Raw genomic sequence first — 20,809 nt, forward strand, 5'->3', positions numbered from 1 at the left:
GCAGCAAGTCTGGGCTGAGTCTCTGTTTCCGCCCAGCTAGCAGAACTACTAGGCTGTTCCGCCTGCGGGACGAAAAACGCTGGAGACGTGCCCTACTGACGCACAGGCCTCACCAATACCGAGTAGTAATGCTCCTGCACATAGGCATTGCTATCAGGTTCCGGCACCCCGCGCATGCTGTCGATCGAAGGGAAAAGACCCAGATTCCAGTTCCGTCTGGCGGGCAATTGCGGCGTAACTCCATTTTGATCAGGCTCACGTGCAGGCTCGGACAAGTCCGAGGCCAGCACGCCGGTAATCTGCCCGTTCCGGTCCAGTACTTTCCCCGCCACGAACATGAAATGAAACGGGTAGTCCGATGACGGGCTGCCTTCCAGCCCTCCTCGCTCGATGAAACCGATACCTTCGCCGATCTCGGGAAATGACTGCTCGCCGACAAAATAGTCAGAGTGGCCGCGTGCATTTATCCAGTCATCGAGCGCTGTTGTCGTGATATTCAGGCTCACCAACTGACCATCCTGCCTGGCGACGACCTCGACATTGGGCACCACTGGAGCCGGATCACCCAGGCTCTCGCCCTTGTAATCGAACGCGACTTGCCCTCCGGCATATTTCGATACCAGGAACTCGGTGCTGGAGATGCAGCTTTCAGGCACCGCTGCCCTGGCTTCCAGCCTCACGTAACCGTCACGATCCGCTGCGATGGAGTGGAACAGGCTCGATGGCACATTAAGCTTGCCGGGTACCAGAACGTCGTCGCTCATGATGTGCAGGTCTTCGTGGTGAACCTGAAGCGTTCCGCTCGCTGTGTCATGAGCGGAATGGGACTCGTGAGTTGCCAAACGACCGGCCGGCCGCCGGGTGCGGATGCTGCAGATCATCTGATCGATGAGATTGCCGCCCTTGAGCGCTGGACGGTTGATCAGCGTGAACTCATGTCCGCCGATGTGACGCACCCAGGGCAGTGCCAGGGTCTCGGCGCGCGACCTGCCTTGCGGTGGTACCAGCAGAAACACCCCGTTGCGCTCATCCCAGTCGGCGCGGTAGATCCTGCCGTTATCCAGCTTGATGTAGTCACGTCCCTCAATCGAGTAACTGCCACGCTTTGGCCCGCTGCTGAGCGCTTCTGCACCGGTCAGGTCGACAATCGCGCTGGCAATCCCCACACCTCGGGTCCGCTCGGGATAAAGGGCGTTATCGATGTGCAGTTGCAATTGCGCACCGCTCAGATGTGTATGCTCGTCCGGCTGCTCCAGACTGGTGACCGACTCATAGGTATAGCCGCGCTGCGAGGAGAGAAAAATGCGTCGCGCATCGGCTTCCGGGACGTCATCAAGGGACAGCACGGCGATACGTTCAATTCTCGACGGGTCGGTAAAACAGGCTTCAATATGATCGATGATCGACCCCGCATGACTCAGGTAAAACTCGTCGTGCAGATGCCCCGCCAGCATGCCGAGACGCCTGGCAGGCGAATGGGCGAACCAGGATTTTCCCCCTGACTTCAGGCTGACTTCTGCCATCATCAGGTTGTTGCGGGCCAGCTTCTCCTTAAGCTGACTGACGAAGGCGCTCCGCTCGCTGGCGAGCGGCGGAATGTTTTCCTGAGCAGCCAGAAGCGGCTCGCTCAGACGAAGCTGTCTGAGGATATTTTCCCCCAGGCGTAACTCTCTGGATCTCGATGCCGCTCCCCATTCAACGGTATGGCCCAGCAAGGTATTGGCCAAGGCCGCCTGGTTGCGCGCAGCAAAAAGAATGGCCAGTTCCTCGGGGGTATCGAGTACATAAAACGGATTTTCCACTGTGGTAATGGACGAGGGCAGCCGCGATTTGATTTTGGCCACAGCATCGATGTTCCTGGCGACCCATTGAGGGTTGCGCACATAGGCTTCGTTCGCCGCCTTCGCGCCATAGAACAGTTCCAGTGCAAAGTCATCATGGGCGATGCCGTTGCGATAATCCGACTGGTCGTGCCACAGCTGAGGCAACGCTCGTTTGGGATCGGCGTGCGGGCTGATTTTCTGCAGGCTCAGGGCAACAGGCTGCTGGTCGTGTAACGTCTCGCCCGGCGCCAGCGCCAGGAAGTGCTCGATGGGCAGCGTGCCGCGATAGTGAACGCCGCGATCCGCTTCGATCACCAGTTCCTGTCCGCTGCCATTACTGAGCGTCGCCAGAACACCCGCCACGGTCTTGCTGCCGACCAGACCTTGCAGCGTGTCGCTTATTCGGACGGTCACGAACATGCCTTGAGCCGCGACAATCTGTGCCTGAATTTCAGGCTTGTAGGCCGGTATGGCAGGCAACACCCTGGCGACTTCCATGCGGCTGCCGTCGGCGCGAATGAAGGCGGTCGTCTCAACATCGGTGCCCGCATGTTCGAGGACTTCGACATGACCATTACGCTCGGTGACGTATTTGTGCTCGATCACACCAAGCGCCATGCTCTGCTGGCTTACCCTGCCATCTGCGTCGATGGCCCGCACGGAGGCTGTTTCAAGCGCCGCCACGCAGTTGTCATACCAGCTGACTGTGTTGGTGGGAGCCAGAAAACGCTCCGGGCGACCGCTGAAGCCAAGCGGAAAATCCTCGGTGTGGGCAAAACGTGAAAGCTGCGGGGCGTCGACCGTTGACTGCGGGTGCCTGCGCCATTGACCTGCTTCGAGGTCCAGCGTATGCAGAGGTCGCAATTCCGGCCCTGTCAGTCCGCTGACTGTCCGGCAGGCATGGCCGTTGAGCATGTAGATCTTCTCGCTGATTCCACCCAGCAGTACCGCCCGAGCGCCACCTTCGACCATCGCGTTGCCATTCCAGTCGAGGCTCGTGACCTTCCGGCCCGTCGGCAGCTCGGAGATCTGCCCATCCTCCGAGACCCGCCAATAGGAGCTGCTTGTGGATAGGCGACGCCGCGCGAGGTGTGCGCCCTCGGCTTCGCGTTCGATGGCATCGCCGTGCTCGCTGTGTCGGGCCGTTTCGTTCAGATCAGAGCTGTCAGAAACAGCGCGCTCGCTGACGGTCTGTTGATAACGCAGTATCGCGGACCGAAGCCCTTTCACCGCCGATATGCCGCAATGCAGCGCCGAATGCAGACCGACCAGCAGAAAACCGAAGTTCTTCACCGACTCCTCGTAGTCGTTGGCCTTGATCGAATCGCCGAGGGCCTGGACCTGCTGGCTCATCGTCCAGATAGTGGTGCCTTGCAGCATCAGCACACCCGCCACTCTGGGAGGGAGCGTGCGCATTTTGCACAGCACCAGTTCGGCAATGATGTTGAGTGCATCCAGCGCGATGCCTTCATCATTGCCGTCGTAAATGTCGAATCCCAGGTTGATGAAGTTGCCCAGCACAGGGATCAATCCGCCGACCTGATGCACCAGTTGCAGCACATGCTGCGCGCTGGTCGACATGTTCTGAATGTCATCGTCGTTCGCTCGGGCGCTCAACATCTGCCTGAACGCCAGAGCACTGGCTTCAAGCCGGACCTTCTCGTCGGCGCTCAATAACTCGATGCAATGAACCGGCCTGTCACTGTCCGCCAGCGCAACCCCTTCCAGAATCTGCAGGCGCTCGGCGGCAGTACCGGATACCAGCACCAGCCGCTCGGCCTCCAGCATCCGATAGGTTTCGGTCGCCTGAATGGCGTAGTTCTCGGCCTCGAGCCTGAACGCTGCCTGTGGTGCGGTCAGTCGAGCAGGCAGGTGGCCGTTGTTGACGAAGGCAATGTTCGCGTCGAATAAACCCGTCAGCTTCGCTTGCAGCACGTCCAGACTTGCCGTGTAACGGGTTTTAACGGCGAGCGCCTGAGCCAGTTGCCCGAGCCGTTCATCACGATTGTCGGCAAGCGCCAGCTCGCGGCGCAGGTCTTCGTCATACACCACACTCAGCAGGGTTCGATAACCGACCGACTCTTCGTGCCGGAAAAACGTACCGGTATTGATCCAGCCGGCCCGGTAACTGATATCGAACGAAGACCGTGCAATCACCGGCCAGCAGGCTTCATTCAACCCCAGATAACGGCATAGCTCACGCGCCACGAATTCCGGCTGGGTCGGCTGCAGAACGACTTGCAGGCGCTGTTGGTCCTCGAGGTTCTGCGCAATCACTCTGTAGTAGGTGTTGACGGCATCATTCAAGCGCCGGGTATAGGCCGCCTGACGCTGCGCGTGCGGCAACGCCGGCAGGTCCTCCTGGTAATGTGCCAGCAGGTGACGGACCGCACGCAGCAACGTGACAGAGTGGCCGACGTTCCATTGCGCCTCGCGCAACTCATCGGTCAACTCCACGAACCGTGACCTGATGACGTCATAAGCACCCAGCGCCAGGGGATCCACGTATAGAAACGGAGGTTCTTTGCTGCGGATATCGAAGGCTTCGATGTCGATATCGGACAGCGGATAACGACGCTGGACAGGATTGGGCACGATCACTTCCACGATCAGCCGCTCAATATTGATCGCCCCCTCGGCTTCGCCATAGCGAATGGTGTTGATCATGTAAGACGACAGTTCCTGGCGCGCCGCGTCGAAGTATTCCGCAAGGTCCTTCGCGCGCCAGGGATTGACGGTGTGCTGCTCGCGGTAGATGTCGTGGTGGCCATCGCTGTCGTAAACGACCAGTTTCAGCGTGATGCCACCGGTTTGCTGGAGCATTGTCAGCAGCGCGTTTTCGTTGTCTTGCAGCGACGCGCCAAAATGCCGGTAACTGTTCAGCAAGGTGCGGCATCGACCAAGATGCCACTGCATCTCTTTCTTCAGCTCAAGGTCGATGACACCGTAGTCGTCAGTGCCGTGCGCCTGAACCTTGTGCTGCCGAAAGGTGTAGACCTGCGAGGTATCGAGCATGAAACGCTGCTGTTCGGCGAGGGTGAAAGGCAACGCGGGTGCCATCCCCGCAGGATGGGCTTCGCGCTCTCCGGGCAACAGCGCAGTGATCGCCTGCAGCAGATGGTCGCGGGTGGCAGCCAGCGGAATGTCGACGCCGTAGTAATCGAGCAGACCATGCAGTGAGACGGTTTGATCGTCGCGAATGGCCAGGATGCACTTGGCATCTGCCGATTCAAGGTGCGGTACCAACCGGGCCAGGCAGTCGGTGAAACGGATAAATCGCAGGTGCAGGTCAGACAGCGTGGCGTGCGCAGGTTGCCGTCCCTCGGAGATGCCCTGCAGTCGCAGCGAGTAAACCGGCCTGCCTTCATTCATCCTGACATGCAGCACACAGGTGAAAGACTGCCTGAAGTCCACCTGAGACGTGTTGACCAGATCAAGAACGTAGCGCAGGTCTTTACGGCGTACCCCGGGCAACAGATCGTCATCGACCTCGCCAGCCGGACCCGCGCTGGCGATAGCCCTGAGCAACGCCTTGAACCGCTGCAATATCGAACCGCCAAAAGTGACGCCGGCAAACAGCGGCGAGTCGTCGGCCACGGTCATGAATACTCTGTTGGTCATACAGGTGCCGGTCTTCACGTCGCGCATTCGTGCCCGCAGCGTGTTCAGCAACCTGCGGTAATCGCCCCGCGTGCGGTCTATGCGCTCGATTCGGACGCTCGGCGAATGTGACTCGCGCTGATGACTCTGCGCAATATCGAGCGCCGCCTTGGCCAGTTCGTGCTCGGGGCCTGCCTCCAAGGCTGGCGAAGCGACGGAACGGGTAACGCGTTCTGCGCTGTCCCTGAGCACGTTCAGTTCATCGTCGAACAGCACTGATTTCAGGGTGTTCAGGAGCTCGATGTCGTCGGCCCATCGCCCGAACACGCTGGCAGCCCCAAGTACCTGGATCTCGTCCAGTAGCGTGAAACCTTCAGGCCGCGGCCGTTGCAGAATGGCGGCCAGTTGCTCGCTGCCTTCGGTTGCCAGCATGTGCTGAAGCCTTTCCCGGCCGGCGGCTGGCATGGAAGGAAATGATGAGGTGTGGGTATCGGTCATTGCTGATGCTCCGTGCATTCCAAATGACCGACACCATGCTGTTTCGCGGAAAAACGAGGTAATACATAGATGTTTTCGGACGACACGGGCCAGACACCGGGCAAATACAGGCTCTGCCGTTGTTCGCTACCGCGCGCTGGGAACAAGCTTCTGTTCCTCCAGTCAAACCCTGTGCTTCATCGCCCACTCACGGGCGGTTCGAGCTCGATAAAGGTGACGCAATGAAAACTGCACGCGCAATGGCTTTGGCAACGTTGATGGCAGCGGCTGCTAGCCCTGCATTTGCCTTCAATCTGAATGACGCCGCGAACGCGGTCTCCAATGCCACCAATGGCAATCAGAAAGCCACGGCGGCACCCGAAGTCGCGGGGCTGCTCAATACCCTCGGTACGCAGCTCAATGTCACCCCGGAACAGGCGGTTGGCGGGACAGGTGCGCTGCTCGGGCTGGCGAAGAACAAACTGACCAGCACCGATTATTCGCAGTTGGCCAAATCGGTCCCGGGCCTGGAGCAAATGTCCGGCACTTCCGCACTGGAAAGTCTGGGCGGCGCCAACGGGCTGGGCAGCCTGCTGGGCGGCAAGTCGGGCAATAGCTCGATGCTCAACAGCGCGCTGGGCAACGTGCAGAGCATGGGTGATGTGAACAACGCCTTCAAGGCGTTGGGCATGGACAGCACGATGGTCAGCCAGTTTGCCCCGCTGATTCTGCAATACCTGGGGCAGCAAGGTGCCAGTGGCTCGGCGTTGCAGAGTTTGAGTGGGTTATGGGGTGCCGGGAGCTGAAGCGGACCTTATACGTGTAGCGTTCCTCAATATATCTCCGGTCTTGTACTGCTTTTTTTGCACAGCGCCTGAGATCAACGCACCTGCTGAATTGAAGGCCACACCCACCATGGCGGTGCTGCGGTCTTCAGGAAATTGCCTTGCCCATTTGATAGCAGCCGCCCCAAAGGCGGCCGGGTCGCTTTTTTTCCCCGAATACACTTGCGACGCCAGCCCCGCGTAATACTCGGCGTGCTCAAAACTTAACCTTTCGTCTCCGTGAGTCGCAAAATGGCGATTCACTTGACGGAGGTTTTTGATGAAGGAAGACTGGCTGTCATTGAATCGCTCAAGCGCGTCATCAAGCCATTTTCTACTGCCTTGCAGAGGCATCGATGAGCCAACCGCAGGGATCAACCCTTTGCGGGCTGTTTCAATCACGTCGTTAAATTGCTCGCTGATCAGCTTTACAGACTTTATCGTACGCGTACTGAAAACTGCTACAACCACCTTAAATACTCGCCCCGTCGGATCGACATTATTGACAGGGTTTCCTCCACAGTAGGCATAACCATTTATCCTGCCCTCACCAAACGGGCTCAGCGTATCCGGGCTGTTAAAGCGCATCAGCGTCAGGTTGAATGCGCGAAGTCCATTGCCCAGCAAGTAATATCCAGTGATCGGATCAATCGTCTGCCCTGTAAAACCAGGTACGCTCAGTGCGGATGTTTGCAGGGATCGCAGGCCATAAGGGCTGTAGACAAACGCCTGATTGCGCATGGCATCAAGGCTGTGCAGCACCGAGTTGGCTTGATCTGTCGCAAGCAGATCGAACAGGACCTGATCAGATTCCACACGGCGCAACGCCAGTAAAAGACCCTCTGCCTGAACGACAGAATGGTGGGAAGTGCCCTGTATTGCTGTGGTCAGGCGGTTGTTTCGATAGAAACGCCTGACGACCTCCTGCCCCGCAGGGGCGATGCTTGCCAGTCGGTTCAGTGCGTCGTAACGGTATAGGCCGATCGGCGAAACATGGGGCAATGACATGAGAGCGGATTCCGGCAACATTAAAGGCCAGTTTCATCCGCCCGTTTCGCCTCGTCTACCTGTCAGAACTGTCAGTGCCCAGGCAACTCCAGCCGCAACGCCGCAATACGCGCATCCTTTTCGTCCCAGAGCTGATTGACCCAACCCTGCACTTTCTCGCGAAATGCAGGATCGTTTTCGTAATCGCCCTGCCACAGCGCCGGGTCCAGCTCGCGGGTTCGGATGTCGACGATCACGTTGGAAACCCGGCCGCAGAGCATGTCCCAGAAACCGGGAATGCCTGAATCGGGATACACGACCGTCACGTCCAGGATGGCATCGAGTTGCTCGCCCATTGCCGCCAGCACGAAGGCAACGCCGCCGGCCTTGGGCTTGAGCAGATGGGTATAAGGCGAGCCCTGGGCCGCATGTTTGGCCGTGGTGAAGCGCGTGCCTTCCAGGTAGTTGACGATGGTCACCGGCTGGCGCTTGAACAGTTCACACGCGGCCTTGGTGATTTCCAGGTCCTTGCCCTTGAGCTGCGGATGTTTCGCCAGGAACGCCTTGCTGTAGCGCTTCATGAAGGGGTAGTCCAGCCCCCACCACGCGAGGCCCAGCAACGGTACCCAGATCAACTCTTTTTTCAGGAAGAACTTGAAGAACGGCGTGCGCCGGTTGAGTGCCTGGACCAGCGCGGGGATATCCACCCACGACTGGTGATTGCTGATAACCAGGTAGGACGTGTCACCGCGCAGCCCTTCATCGCCACGGATGTCCCACTGCGTCGGTATGCAGGTGGCGAAGATGACCTTGTCGATCTCGGCCCAAGTTTCGGCGATCCACATCACCGCAGCCGAACAGCGATCGCGCATACGGCCTCTGAACAGCAGTTTGAGCAGCGCAAAAATCAATAGCGGACCGATAAGCACCAGCGTATTGATCAGTAACAGCAGGGCAACAAAACAGCCGGTGAACAGACGGCGCATGACGGACTCTTGAAGGTTCAGGGGCGGCAATAATAAAGACCCACGCGTTTTACGCCAATTACACAGGTGCTTACAAATGTTTCACGTCTCGGCCTTTATGCTGACGTCATATTCATCCTGACGAACCTACTGCAGGTTCGCTGTCTAAAAACGGGCGCCAATCAGGCGCTGACTATTGCGAGGAACCTCTCACGTGAAACCGATCCTGGCGCTATTGTCTTTGCTGGCCCTGCCGGTCATGGCCGCTGAACCGACGTTGTATGGTCGCTACGAGAACATTAAGGTTGCGGAAATAGGCCAGACCTTCAAGGCCAAGATGGACACCGGCGCACTGACCGCCTCGCTGTCGGCAAAGGACATCGAGTTGTTCAAACGCGATGGTGATGACTGGGTACGTTTCCGCCTGGCAACCAAGGGTGCGGACGACAAGGTGTATGAGCACAAGGTCTCGCGGATCAGCAAGATCAAGGGACGCGCCGAAGGTGACGACGACGATGACGAAAGCATCAACCCCGCCAAGCGCCCTGTCGTTGACCTGGAACTGTGTCTGGGCGACAAGAAGCGTACGGTCGAGGTCAACCTGGTGGACCGCAGCCACTTCAACTTCCCGCTGTTGATCGGTGCCAAGGCATTGCGTGAGTTCGACGCCGCGGTCAACCCGGCCCGCCGTTATACCGCTGACGAGCCTGATTGCTGAGGTTATCCACAGTCCTCAGTATCGTGTGACGCTCCGCGCCCGATCCGGGATGTGCGGCGCAGCGTAGATCTGTGACGCAGAGCGTCACCCACGGCATTCCCACGCTGGAGCGTGAGGAACGATCACCTTGTAACTATCGTGCCCATGCTCCGCGTGGGTATGCATTTCTGGACGCTCCGCGTCCTATCCGGAATGTGCGGCGCGGCGCAGATCTGTGACGCAGAGCGTCACACACGGCATTCCCACGCTGGAGCGTGAGGAACGATAGCCGCCCGCAAGAACACCATCGTGCCCATGCTCCGCGTGGGTATGCCGTTCTGGACGCTCTGCGTCCTATCCGAGATGTGCGGTGCGACGCAGATTGACTCAGACCGGCGGCTGGGTCGCGATCATCGACGGGCGTTGACTGACGTCCAGATACCAGGCGGCCAGTCGCGGATAAGTGCTGCGCCAGTTCAGATCCGGCTGGCGGAAATCCAGATATCCAAGTGCAGCGGCGACGCTGATCGATGCGACATCGAAGGACGTGCTGAGCTCGGTGACCGCGTCGCTTTCGAAGTAATGCAGCGAGCGCTCAATCTTCTGCTGCTGGTTGTCCAGCCACTGATTCCAGTGTTTTTCCTGCGGACGCAAGGCAGTTTCGTAGCGGATCATTACCGCTGCATCCAACACCGCATCGGCCAGCGAAGCCAGGGTCAGGCGCCTCCAGCGTGCCGAGCCTTCCCGGGGGATCAGTGGCAGGCCCACGTGCTGGTGGTCGAGATAATCAAGAATCACCCGGCTGTCGTGAATGACGTTGCCGTCAGCCAGCCTTAGCGCGGGAAGTTTACCGGCCGGGTTGTCTTCATTGAGCTCGGCAGACGGGCTGACCGGCGTCAGCACTGTGGTCTGCAACTCGACGCGATCGAGCTGAGCGGTTTCATGCAGCATCACCATCACCTTGCGGGCGAAGGGTGAAGCCGCGTTGAAGTACAACGTCATCGTAGGCGCTGACATGGGTATTCCTCGAATGAGACAGGATCCTAGACTAGTCAGCCTGTGAAGCGTCTGCAATCAGCGTTTCAATCAGCCGCGCCGCACCAGCAAGCCCTTGATGCTCAACAGGGCAGCCGTCCCCATGCCCAGCCACGCCAGCGTATCCCACCAGCCATCACCCAGCAGCGCGGCGAACAAGCCGACGCCGATAAGCAGCGCTATCACGGCGGGTATCGCAAAGGTCCTCCAGAATCGCGATGGCCTGGAACTCATTGCGCCACCTGAGCCCGAACCATGCTCACCGAGCGCGCGGCACGACGCCTCACCCACCACAGATAGACGCCACTGCCGAGTACGATGATGGTCAGCACGTCCAGCACTGCCCAGAGAATCTTCATCGGCATGCCGCCGTAATCACCGAAATGCAGAGGTTGCGACATGCCCAGTGCGTCCATATACCAGGGACGTTCGACCACGGCGGTGACTTGCAGGGTCTGCGCGTCGATCAGCACCGGTGTGGCGAGGTGCGCAGTCAGGTGTGTATTGCCTTTGAGGAACACCGCGTAATGATGCTCGCTGGAGAAGCGCGTGCCGGGGAAAGCGATGAAATCGGCCTGCATGCCGGGCGCAGCGGATTCGGCAATTTCCAGCAATCGAGTCGCCGGGGCGCGCTGGGTCAATGGCGGCGCGTCCTTGTAAGGGGCGATCATGGTCGCCAGCGCATCATTGCGCCAGGAGGCAATCAGCAGATCGGCGCAGGCGCTGATGACCCCCGTCACGCCGACCACCAGCGCCCAGGTCAATGTCACTACGCCGATCAGGTTGTGCAGGTCCAGCCAACGCATACGCCTGGATTTATTGACCCGCACCTGGCCGAACTCCAGCTTGCGCATGAACGGCGCATACAACACGGTCCCGGAAACGATCGCCACCACAAACAGCAAGCCCATGAACGCCAGCAGCAATTTGCCGGGCAGGTTGGCGTACATGTCTACATGCAGGCGCAGCATGACCATCATGAAGCCGCCGTTGGCAGAAGGCATCTCCAGCGCCTCACCGGTGCGCGCATCGAGGGCGAAGGTGTGCGAGGAGTTGGGCTCGGTGCCGGCGGTTGCAGCGGTGATTGCCATTACGCCATTGGGGTCTTCGTCGTCCCAGCCGAAATACTGCATCACCTCGCCGGGGCGATGCGCTTCGGCAGCCCTGGCCAGTTGCTCCAGATCCAGGCGTGGTGTGTCGGCAGGCATCTCCCGGTAATGCGGAGCGTCGCCGAGCAGATGATCGATTTCATGATGAAAGATCAGCGGCAGGCCGGTGACAGCCAGCATCAACAGGAACAGGGTGCAAATCAGGCTGCTCCAGGTATGCAAGATGGACCAGCGGCGCACGGTTTGGCTTTTCATGGTTTATCCACAGACGAAGAGACGCAACGCTACGCGCGTCCCCGAAATGACTTGTAAGACTAAGCCGCTCGAAACCGAAAAAGTGTCAGGGCGATCCGCTGTCTGCATGAACGGGTATGTTTCAGAGTTTTGCCGGAGGATTACCGGGCTGTTGATCCCTGGGCAGCACGGACACCCACCACGCCGTGTGTTGTTCTATCTGCACAGGCAAGGTCGGCAGCAGCGCCTTGAGCGCCAGGTCAGTGTCTTTCAACGGGAAAGTACCGGTAACCCGCAGATCAGCCACCTTCGGGTCGACGCCCAGATGTCCTGCCCGGTAACGCCCCAGTTCAGCGAGCATGTCCGCCAGCCGCGCGTTGTCCACCACCAGCATGCCGCGCGTCCAGGCGTCGACACCGGAAGGCATGCCAAGCAACGGGCCAAGTCCGTTGCGGGTCAGCAGCACCTGTTGGCCCTCGCGCAGAACCTGTTCACCGGAAGCATTGCGCGGGTGGGCGACAACCGCCGATTGCAACACGCTGAGCCGTGTTCCATCGGACTCGCGCCGGACCAGAAAACGCGTTCCCAGAGCGCGCATCTTTCCATCCGCCGTCTCGACGATGAAGGGCCGCGGGTCGTCATGATCGCCGGTCTGCACCAGTATTTCACCGTCCTGCAGAATGACCCGACGTTGCTGCGCATCGAAGCGCACATCGATTGCGCTGTGGGTGTTAAGGCGAATCAGAGTGTTGTCCGCCAAACGCACGTCACGCTGTTCACCGGTGGCGGTGCGCTGGTCGGCAAGCCAGTAATCTATCGGCAGATAGCGGTCGCCGACGAACAATGCCAGACCCAAGGCCATGAACACCCCGGCCAGACCGCCACCGAGCTTGCGCAAACTGTGTCGCAGGGCACCCGGCGACTGTTGCAACACCTTGCGTGCCGGACCTGCGGGCAAAGCAAAGCGCTGATTGACCATGCCCAACTGGCTCCAGGCCCGGGCATGCTCTTCATCGGCTGCCAGCCAGCGCGCCAGTTCGGCGTCATTGCCGTCGTTGCTGTCCATGTTCAGTTGCCACTGGATGGCCGCATCGAGCACGCGGGCAGAGACCGGTCTGGCGTTCACGTCGGCTCACCGTAAAGTGCCACGTAGCACTGACGCATGGCCTGAGCCAGGTATTGCCTGACGCGCGAGACCGAAACGCCCAGCCTCTCGGCAATCTCAGCGTGACTCATGCCGTCGAGGCGACTGTACAGAAAGGCTGCCCGCGCCTTGCTGGACAATGTGCCGAGCATGCTGTCGATCGCCTTGAGGTCTTCCAGAATCAGCATCTGCTCTTCCGGAGAGGGCTGCTCGGCCTCGGGCACCTGCATCAACTCCCCAAGATAGGCCTGCTCCAGCGCAGCGCGTCGGAAGTGATCGAACATCAAGCCTTTGGCGACGGTTGCCAGGAAAGCACGCGGTTCTCTGGGCGTGAGCAATTCATGGCGCCCCAGCAAGCGCACAAACGTGTCCTGACTCAAATCCTGAGCACGTTGCGGGCAGGCGACATTGCGTCTGAGCCAGGCCAGCAGCCAACCGCGATGATCGCGATACAGCGCACCAACGATCTCGCTATGAGTGCTTGGGACTGACGACACGAATGGCCTCGATGAGAAAGTTCTAACTAAAGAGAATCATTCGCGATTGTGGCAGAGCGGAGGGATAGTGGCAATTCGCGTCTGTCGGGAGGCGGGTCTGAATCGAGTGGGCGCTCGTGCCCATGCTCAGCGCCATTGCGAAGCGGAGCGTCGGGAAATGCAGTCTCACGCTGAAGCGTGAGGAACAAGAATCCTGTAACTATCGCGCCGATGCTCCAGTGTGAAATACATTCACGCTGGAGCGTGCACAACGACAGGCGTCCCGGGAGGACGCCTGGGCGTTAGATCAGGCCTGGTGGCTGATCTCGCGCAGCGGCTTGCCGCGTGACGGCTTGTCGCCTGCGACGAAGTAGTCGGCCGTACTGCGTGGCAGCGGCTGGCGACCACGGATCTTGTCGGCGATTTTCTCGGCGATCATGATCGTCGGTGCATTCAGGTTACCGGTGGTGATGATCGGCATGATCGAGGCATCGACCACACGCAGGCCTTGCAGGCCATGCACGCGACCCTGACCATCGACAACCGCCATTTCGTCGGTGCCCATCTTGCACGAGCAGGACGGGTGATAAGCCGTCTCGGCATGCTCACGCACGAACTGGTCCAGTGCCTCGTCAGACTGCACGTCGATGCCGGGGCTGATTTCGCGGCCACGGTACGGGTCCAGTGCCGGCTGCTGCATGATCTCGCGCGTCAGGCGGATGCCATCGCGAAACTCCTGCCAGTCCTGCTCGCTGGCCATGTAGTTGAACAGGATGCTCGGGTACTCGCGCGGGTCTTTGGATTTGACCTGCACGCGGCCACGGCTCGGCGAACGCATGGAGCCGACGTGAGCCTGGAAACCGTGTTCCTGAACGCCCTTGGTGCCGTTGTAGTTAATCGCGACCGGCAGGAAGTGGTACTGAATGTTAGGCCATTCGAACGCTTCACTGGAGCGAATGAAACCACCGGCTTCAAACTGGTTGCTCGCACCGATACCTGTACCGAGGAACATCCACTCGGCACCGATGGCAGGCTGGTTCCACCACTTCAGCGAAGGGTACAGCGACACCGGCTGGGTGCAGGCGTACTGCAGGTACATCTCCAGGTGATCCTGAAGGTTCTGGCCAACGCCCGGCAGGTCATGAACCACCGGAATATCCAGCTTGTTCAGCACTTCGGCCGGGCCGACGCCGGAACGCTGGAGAATCTGTGGCGAAGCGATCGCGCCGCCACACAGCAGCACTTCCTTGCGGGCACGGGCCTGGATGCGGGTATCGCTGTCGCCTACCAGGTACGCCACGCCGACGGCACGCTTGCCTTCGAACAGAATGCGATCGGTCAGCGCGTGAGTGAAGATGGTCAGGGTCGAGCGCTTCTTGGCCTCGTCCAGATAACCACGGGCGGTACTGGCGCGACGACCGTTAGGCGTCACGGTGCGGTCCATCGGACCGAAACCTTCCTGCTGATAACCGTTGAGGTCGTCAGTGCGCGGGAAACCGGCTTGCACGCCCGCCTCGACCATCGCGTGGAACAGCGGATTGTTGCCCGCCTTGGGCGTGGTCACGCTGACCGGACCTTCACCACCGTGGTAGTCGTTCGGGCCAATGTCGCGGGTTTCGGCCTTGCGGAAGTACGGCAGGCAGTCGAGGTAGCTCCAGTCTTCGAGACCCGGCTCCTTGGCCCAGCCGTCGTAGTCCATCGCGTTGCCGCGGATGTAGCACATGCCGTTGATCAGCGATGAGCCGCCCAGGCCTTTACCGCGGCCGCATTCCATGCGGCGGTTGTTCATGTGCGGCTCTGGCTCGGTCTCGTAGGCCCAGTTGTAGCGACGGCCCTGCAGCGGAAATGCCAGGGCGGCAGGCATCTGGGTGCGGAAATCCAGCCGGTAATCCGGGCCACCGGCTTCGAGCAGCAGAACGGTGACGCCTGCGTCTTCGGTGAGACGGGCTGCCAGGGTGTTACCGGCCGAGCCGGCACCAATGATGATGTAGTCGTATTCGGATTGAGTCGTCATAGAGGCTCCCTCATAGAGCTGCGAGTTTCAAGCCTTGGCCGCAAGCAGAAGCAGCGAGGCGATACTCGTGAAAATGGGGTGCGGCAGGCAGCTTTTGAGTGCGTCTGCTTGAGGCCTGCCGCGTGCCACTGAAACCGTGTTTAGAAAACCGAGGCGTAATCGCCCAGTTCGATTTGTACCGACTTGATGCGCGTGTATTGGGCCAGCGAGCTGATGCCGTTCTCACGACCGACGCCCGACTGCTTGTAGCCGCCGACCGGCATTTGTGCCGCCGACTCGCCCCAGGCGTTGATCCAGCAGATACCGGCTTCCAGCAGATGAATCACGCGGTGGGCGCGGTTCAGGTCGCGGGTCACGATGCCTGCAGCCAGACCGAAGTCGGTGTCGTTGGCGCGGCGCACCACTTCGTCTTCGGTGTCGTAACCGAGGATGCTCATCACCGGGCCGAAGATTTCTTCACGCACGATGGTCATCTCGTCGGTGCAGTCGGTGAACACGGTCGGCGCAACGAACGCGCCCTTGTCGAACACCCCGCCGGTCAGGCGATCGCCGCCGCACAACAGACGTGCGCCCTGCTCTTTGCCCTTGGCGATATAACCCAGCACGCTTTCCATGTGCTCGAAGCTGACCAGCGGGCCGAAATTGATAGTTTCGTCTTCCGGGTTGCCGGCGCGGATGCGCTTCACACGCTCGAGGATTTTCGCTTCGAACTCGGCTTTCAGAGCGTTCGGCACGAACACGCGGGTGCCGTTGGTGCAGACCTGACCGGAACTGTAAAAGTTGGCCATCATCGCGATATCGGCCGCACGGTCCAGATCGGCGTCGTCGAACACGATCAGCGGTGATTTGCCGCCCAGCTCCATGGTTACTTCCTTGAGCGACGAGCTAGAGGCGCTGGCCATGACTTTCTTGCCAGTGTCGGTGCCGCCGGTGAAGGAGACTTTCTCGATGCGCGGGTGCTCGGTGATCCAGGTACCGACTTCACGGCCGCTGCCGGTCAGCACGTTGAATACGCCGTTCGGTACGCCCGCTTCGGTGTAGATTTCTGCCAGCTTCAGGGTGGTCAGCGAAGTGACTTCACTCGGCTTGAAGATCATCGCGTTACCCGCGGCCAGCGCCGGGGCGGATTTCCACAGTGCGATCTGGATCGGGTAGTTCCAGGCGCCGATACCGGCCACCACACCCAGCGGCTCGCGGCGGGTGTACACGAATGAAGAGTCGCGCAGCGGAATCTGCTCACCTTCGATGGCGGGTACAAGACCGGCGTAGTATTCCAGCACGTCGGCACCGGTCACGATGTCCACGTAGCGGGTTTCGGAGATGGCCTTGCCGGTGTCCAGCGTTTCCAGAGCGGCCAGTTCATCGTTGCGCTCACGCAGGATGTCGACGGCACGGCGCAGGATGCGCGAACGCTCGACGGCGGTCATGGCGGCCCAGATTTTCTGGCCCTTTTCGGCGGCGACGACGGCGCGCTCGACATCGTCCTTGCCGGCGCGCTGGATCTGCGCCAGGACTTCGCCGTTCGCCGGATTGATGGCGTCGAAGGTTTCAGGGTTGCTGGCATCGACATAACCGCCATCGATGTAAAGTTTCTGCAGTTCAAAACGGGCCATAAAGTCCTCGCAAATTCAGTGGGGGGGCGATGACTGATTTCAGTGTGCCGGGTTCGTTCGGCAACAGGCTTTTACAGTCGTTCGGTAAGGGGCTTCGAAAGCCTCAGCTCGCCGATTTCGCCAATTGGAAATCCATGTACTCGTAAGCGATCCGTTGCGCTTGCTCGGTGTCGAATGCATCGCCTGACAGCGCGCCTCTCAGCCACAACCCGTCTATCAGGGCTGCCAGCCCGCGGGCGGCGCTGCGTGCCTGTTCCAGTGGCAAGGTGCGGCGGAACTGACAGCACAGGTTCGAATACAAACGGTGGTCGTTGATACGCTGCAATCGGTGCAGCGAAGGGTGATGCATGCTGGTCGCCCAGAAGGCCAGCCAGGTTTTCATGGCCGGGCCGCTGACCTGACTGGCGTCGAAGTTGCCTTCGATGATCACTTGCAGGTGAGCCCTGGGGCTGTCCTCGGTCAGCGCCTGACGGCGTTCGCGGACGTTCTGGATCAAGGCGTTCATCAGATGCCGCATCGTGGCGGCGATCAGGCCGTTCTTGTCCTGAAAATAGTGACTGATGATGCCGTTGGACACGCCTGCCAGTCGCGCAATCAGCGCAATGCTGGCATCGCCCATACCGACCTGATCGACCGCAGTCAGCGTGGCCTGGATCAACTGTTGGCGGCGGATGGGTTGCATTCCGACCTTGGGCATTGGCGCGATTCTCCCGGGTGTCTGCAGTGATCGTTGTACCAAAACGGTGAGGCCAGTCTAAAGATTTTTTATTGAACGATCAATCAATAAAAATAATAGGCGGGTTTTCGCCGGTAAACGGCAAGCTGAAAGCGCCTGAATGCGGGGGTTCTGAAGGATGCGTCAAGGCGCAGATTCGTGACGCGGAGCGTCACCCACTGCATTCCCACGCTGGAGCGTGAGGAACGATATCTCAACTATCGTGCTCAGCTTCATCCTCAACTATCGTGCGACGCTCCGCGTCGCATGCCGTTCTGGACGCTCCGCGTCCGGTCTTCAGCGCTGGAACAGTCAATCCTGCAAAACCACATCCGCCAGTTGATCAATCGCTTCCTGCCGCTCCGCCTGATTCGGTTTGGCGTGCGGGTTGAGTGTGGACCATTGCGGGTGGGCGCGGGCGCGGTTCAGGGGCTCGGGGATTTTGCCTTTGCGCCAGGTCTTGTCCTGCGGTGTGGTCAGTTCGATGCTGTGCAGAGCCGCGTGGCCCCTGACACCCAGCGCCAACAGCAAGTGGCGCTGACGCAGGGCGAGCAGGCGCAGTACCGCATCATCGACGGTCAGTTCTCTGCGCCCCTTGAACTTGCCGAGCAACCGGCCTCCGTAGCTGCGCGCCGTGGATAACGCACCACCAGCAATCGCGCCGACCAAAGCCGCCGCGCCAAGCGTTACGCCGCCGACCATCAGGTCGACCCCTGCACCGGCCGCAGCGCCAGCCGCCACCCCGCCGCCAACGCGCACGCCCATCAACTTCAGGGTTTCCGGGTTGAACAGATCATCACCCCAACGACCGTCCATCAACGGCAAATCGCTTCTGGACACATCATCCTTGCGAAACGCATACAGCTTGAGCAGCGCCTCGACACATTGCTGTTCGCGCTGGCGAACCGCCTTGCGCAACGCTTCCACAGCCTGCTGCTCCTGCTCGGCAGTGGTCTCGACGCTACGCCGGCATGCAGCACAATCAATCAGCAGTTCGGCGATCAGGCGAGCAGCGCTGTGACGTTTGGCCGTGCGCTGTTTTTCCTGATCCTCAATCAAACGCTCGAGCCGCGGCCGCGCGCTTTCCAGTAGAAGCGCCAGGCTTTCATACAGACGTCGACCGCCGTCTTCCGGCGGTGCGACGCTGTCGAAGCGCACCAGTGCATGCAGCCCCAGGCGTGAAAGCGCTTCGCGCCACTCCGGCTCGCGGTGTTGCTGTGCACTGACGAAATTCAGCACCGGCAGCAGCGGCTTGCCACAACTGGCCAGCACCGCCAGCTCATCACGGTACTTGGCGAGTACCGGTTCGCGTGCATCGATCACATACAGCCCAGCGTCCGAGCCGAGCAACTGGCGCATGACTTTGGCCTCCTGTTCAAAACGCTGGCGCGCCTCGCTGCCCTCCAGAAAGCGCGCCAGTCGCGCCGGTCCGTCCAGACGCTCGCCGGGACGGTCCAGGCGCTCCAGATAATCGAGCAGTGCGATAGCGTCTTCCAGGCCAGGCGTGTCGTACAACTCGACCAAGGCCTCGCCGTCCACAGAAAGGCGCGCGCCTTCGACATGACGAGTCGTGCTGGGGCGATGGGACACTTCGCCAAAGCTGACATCACCGGTCAGGGTACGCAGCAGCGAGGTCTTGCCGACGTTGGTATGACCGACCACCGCCAGCTTGATCGCACGAGTGCTGTCTGCTTCAGTCATGGCCTGTCTCCAGCCAGTTCAAGGGCGCACTGTCGGCGTGTGGCAACTGCAGCTGATCCAGCGCGACGTGCCAGTCGCCAAGGCGCTCGGGGTCAAGCCTCTGCCCGGCAGGCGCGGGCAGCAGCCAGATGCGCGCTGCACCGGCGCAGCGTGCCAGTTCGGCGATCAACGCCAGACTGCCACGGTCCGGCGAGCGGCGCGGGTCACAGGCGATCACTATGCGCGCAGGCGGATACTGGGTCAGTTGCTCCAGCAGCTTGTGGCGCGACTCACGGCTGTCGAGAACACCTGCATCAGCAACACCCGACGGCAGCGCTGGCGGCCAGACCTGCTGATCATCCAGCTCGATGGCCACCAGCAACGCGCCGTCGCTTTCGCTCGCCCCTGCGCCGGACTGCACCTGATGCAGTGCGGCAGGCTCGGCATCGTTGACACCCAAGCGCTCGCTGCTGGGCATCAGGCGCTCACGCAATTCAAGGTATTCGGGCAAATCCAGATCAAGGCGCAGCGCTGCCCTGCCCTGCTTCCAGCGCCACAGGCAGAACCCGGCCAACAAAAGACGCGGCACGATGCCGTACACCAGCAGCACACCGACCAGCCATGCCGCCCAGGCCTGACGCGCATTCTCGATACTCAACGCGCCATTGCCGCTGGCACGAATCATGGTTTCGTCCGGCACACTGAATCCCAGCCACGCCGGGATCGTACTGAGCGTCTGGGTAAGGCTGACGAACGTGTCGCTGCTCAGAATGGTGGTTTCCCAGACAAACCCGTAGCGTCGGGTCGCCATCAGCATCAACAGCAACACCAGCGCAGTGAGTAACGCCAGCAGCCACAAGCTGTGAACCACCAGCCCCAGCGCCCAGCGGTTCAGGCGCTGGCGTTGCAGCAGCAAAACCAGCGCGGGGGCAAGCTGCGCGGCCTGGGCGTCACGGGCGAGTTTTTCGCTCAGCCACAGCCACACTCGGCCCAGCCCGGTGTTACTGCGCCCGGCGAAGATCAGGCCCAGCGCCCAGGTCAGCAACAGCACAAGGTTCAGCCCCAGCAGGCTGCCCAGCGCCCAGAACACATTGACCGCTGCCTGCCCGTCGCCCATTGCAGCGAACGCCAGGCCAGCGCCACTGATCACCGAGAGCACCGCCAGCGCAATCAACGCCAGCCGTGCGCCCTGCTTCCAGTGGTGCAGTGCGCCAAGCATGCCGTCGCGCTGCGCCAGGCCGAGGGCGCGGTGGGTAATGCGCGCAGTCAGGTCGCCGCCGGCAGCGCGGGCACGGCGATTGGCTTCCTGATCATCCAGCACGCCCGCCTGCTGTTCACGCAGGCGCACGGCTTCGGTCAGCCAGAGGGTATCGAGGGGGGTCAGTGCAGTCACACAGTGTCTCTTGATTGAATTCA

The 20,809-nt window shown here is 60.5% G+C and carries 15 protein-coding genes; 2 read left to right on the forward strand and 13 right to left on the reverse strand.

Annotation, left to right across the window (positions count from 1 at the left end; all coding sequences use genetic code 11):
- Positions 1-92: 92 nt before the first annotated feature.
- On the reverse strand, positions 93-5,921 hold the full coding sequence (locus LCH65_RS22480) for a hypothetical protein (RefSeq protein WP_226439811.1): 5,829 nt from the start codon (positions 5,919-5,921) through the stop codon (positions 93-95).
- Positions 5,922-6,142: 221 nt separating this feature from the next.
- Here LCH65_RS22480 and LCH65_RS22485 point away from each other — a divergent pair, with 221 nt between their 5' ends.
- Complete coding sequence (locus LCH65_RS22485; protein ID WP_003372491.1) at positions 6,143-6,706, forward strand: DUF2780 domain-containing protein; 564 nt, start codon at positions 6,143-6,145, stop codon at positions 6,704-6,706.
- Here LCH65_RS22485 and LCH65_RS22490 read toward each other — a convergent pair.
- Together LCH65_RS22490 and LCH65_RS22495 are read right to left on the reverse strand one after the other, a co-directional pair.
- The gene (locus LCH65_RS22490; protein ID WP_226439812.1) at positions 6,686-7,732 is read right to left on the reverse strand and encodes an RHS repeat-associated core domain-containing protein; all 1,047 of its coding nucleotides are present in this window, start codon (positions 7,730-7,732) and stop codon (positions 6,686-6,688) included. The genes LCH65_RS22485 and LCH65_RS22490 overlap by 21 nt on opposite strands.
- A 71-nt stretch (positions 7,733-7,803) precedes the next feature.
- Positions 7,804-8,697 carry an acyltransferase gene (locus LCH65_RS22495; protein ID WP_003432549.1) on the reverse strand — a complete coding sequence of 298 codons (894 nt, stop codon included), beginning with the start codon at positions 8,695-8,697 and terminating at the stop codon, positions 7,804-7,806.
- 193 nt (positions 8,698-8,890) lie between these two features.
- On the opposite strand from LCH65_RS22495, the gene LCH65_RS22500 reads away from it, so the two are divergent.
- On the forward strand, positions 8,891-9,394 hold the full coding sequence (locus LCH65_RS22500) for an ATP-dependent zinc protease (protein WP_003432546.1): 504 nt from the start codon (positions 8,891-8,893) through the stop codon (positions 9,392-9,394).
- A 366-nt stretch (positions 9,395-9,760) separates the two neighbouring features.
- Here LCH65_RS22500 and LCH65_RS22505 read toward each other — a convergent pair whose 3' ends face one another.
- From LCH65_RS22505 to LCH65_RS22550, 10 genes are all read right to left on the reverse strand, one after another.
- On the reverse strand, positions 9,761-10,390 hold the full coding sequence (locus LCH65_RS22505; RefSeq protein ID WP_024661874.1) for a glutathione S-transferase family protein: 630 nt from the start codon (positions 10,388-10,390) through the stop codon (positions 9,761-9,763).
- A gap of 69 nt (positions 10,391-10,459) precedes the next feature.
- On the reverse strand, positions 10,460-10,642 hold the full coding sequence (locus tag LCH65_RS22510) for a hypothetical protein (RefSeq protein ID WP_002555613.1): 183 nt from the start codon (positions 10,640-10,642) through the stop codon (positions 10,460-10,462).
- Positions 10,639-11,772 (reverse strand): PepSY-associated TM helix domain-containing protein, encoded by a 1,134-nt coding sequence (locus LCH65_RS22515; RefSeq protein WP_226439813.1) that lies wholly within the window; start codon positions 11,770-11,772, stop codon positions 10,639-10,641. The genes LCH65_RS22510 and LCH65_RS22515 overlap by 4 nt, the downstream gene beginning before the upstream one ends.
- A gap of 121 nt (positions 11,773-11,893) precedes the next feature.
- Positions 11,894-12,877, reverse strand: a complete 984-nt coding sequence (locus LCH65_RS22520; protein WP_058416054.1) for a FecR family protein — start codon at positions 12,875-12,877, stop codon at positions 11,894-11,896.
- Positions 12,874-13,392 carry an RNA polymerase sigma factor gene (locus LCH65_RS22525; RefSeq protein ID WP_003372500.1) on the reverse strand — a complete coding sequence of 173 codons (519 nt, stop codon included), beginning with the start codon at positions 13,390-13,392 and terminating at the stop codon, positions 12,874-12,876. The genes LCH65_RS22520 and LCH65_RS22525 overlap by 4 nt, the downstream gene beginning before the upstream one ends.
- 286 nt (positions 13,393-13,678) lie before the next feature.
- A complete protein-coding gene (gene betA / locus LCH65_RS22530; protein ID WP_226439814.1) occupies positions 13,679-15,385 on the reverse strand; it encodes a choline dehydrogenase in 1,707 nt (568 codons plus the stop codon).
- A gap of 140 nt (positions 15,386-15,525) precedes the next feature.
- Positions 15,526-16,998 (reverse strand): betaine-aldehyde dehydrogenase, encoded by a 1,473-nt coding sequence (gene betB / locus LCH65_RS22535; protein WP_058396369.1) that lies wholly within the window; start codon positions 16,996-16,998, stop codon positions 15,526-15,528.
- 103 nt (positions 16,999-17,101) lie between these two features.
- Positions 17,102-17,695 (reverse strand): transcriptional regulator BetI, encoded by a 594-nt coding sequence (betI, locus tag LCH65_RS22540; RefSeq protein WP_002555619.1) that lies wholly within the window; start codon positions 17,693-17,695, stop codon positions 17,102-17,104.
- 330 nt (positions 17,696-18,025) lie between these two features.
- Positions 18,026-19,414 carry a DUF3482 domain-containing protein gene (locus LCH65_RS22545; protein WP_060708377.1) on the reverse strand — a complete coding sequence of 463 codons (1,389 nt, stop codon included), beginning with the start codon at positions 19,412-19,414 and terminating at the stop codon, positions 18,026-18,028.
- Positions 19,407-20,786, reverse strand: coding sequence for a DUF2868 domain-containing protein (locus tag LCH65_RS22550; protein ID WP_046720099.1), 1,380 nt, complete (start codon positions 20,784-20,786; stop codon positions 19,407-19,409). The genes LCH65_RS22545 and LCH65_RS22550 overlap by 8 nt, the downstream gene beginning before the upstream one ends.
- Positions 20,787-20,809 lie beyond the last annotated feature (23 nt).

The sequence above is a fragment of the Pseudomonas sp. MWU16-30316 genome, assembly GCF_020515645.1.
In the GTDB taxonomy this organism is placed as follows: Bacteria; Pseudomonadota; Gammaproteobacteria; order Pseudomonadales; family Pseudomonadaceae; genus Aquipseudomonas; species Aquipseudomonas cerasi.

Excerpts from the sequence above, each read along its gene's own strand:
- LCH65_RS22480 (WP_226439811.1), bottom strand. The coding sequence starts at position 5,921 with ATGACCGATACCCACACCTCATCATTTCCTTCCATGCCAGCCGCCGGC.
- LCH65_RS22485 (WP_003372491.1), top strand. The coding sequence starts at position 6,143 with ATGAAAACTGCACGCGCAATGGCTTTGGCAACGTTGATGGCAGCGGCT.
- LCH65_RS22490 (WP_226439812.1), bottom strand. The coding sequence starts at position 7,732 with ATGTCATTGCCCCATGTTTCGCCGATCGGCCTATACCGTTACGACGCA.
- LCH65_RS22495 (WP_003432549.1), bottom strand. The coding sequence starts at position 8,697 with ATGCGCCGTCTGTTCACCGGCTGTTTTGTTGCCCTGCTGTTACTGATC.
- LCH65_RS22505 (WP_024661874.1), bottom strand. The coding sequence starts at position 10,390 with ATGTCAGCGCCTACGATGACGTTGTACTTCAACGCGGCTTCACCCTTC.
- LCH65_RS22510 (WP_002555613.1), bottom strand. The coding sequence starts at position 10,642 with ATGAGTTCCAGGCCATCGCGATTCTGGAGGACCTTTGCGATACCCGCC.
- LCH65_RS22515 (WP_226439813.1), bottom strand. The coding sequence starts at position 11,772 with ATGAAAAGCCAAACCGTGCGCCGCTGGTCCATCTTGCATACCTGGAGC.
- betA (WP_226439814.1), bottom strand. The coding sequence starts at position 15,385 with ATGACGACTCAATCCGAATACGACTACATCATCATTGGTGCCGGCTCG.
- betB (WP_058396369.1), bottom strand. The coding sequence starts at position 16,998 with ATGGCCCGTTTTGAACTGCAGAAACTTTACATCGATGGCGGTTATGTC.
- betI (WP_002555619.1), bottom strand. The coding sequence starts at position 17,695 with ATGCCCAAGGTCGGAATGCAACCCATCCGCCGCCAACAGTTGATCCAG.
- LCH65_RS22545 (WP_060708377.1), bottom strand. The coding sequence starts at position 19,414 with ATGACTGAAGCAGACAGCACTCGTGCGATCAAGCTGGCGGTGGTCGGT.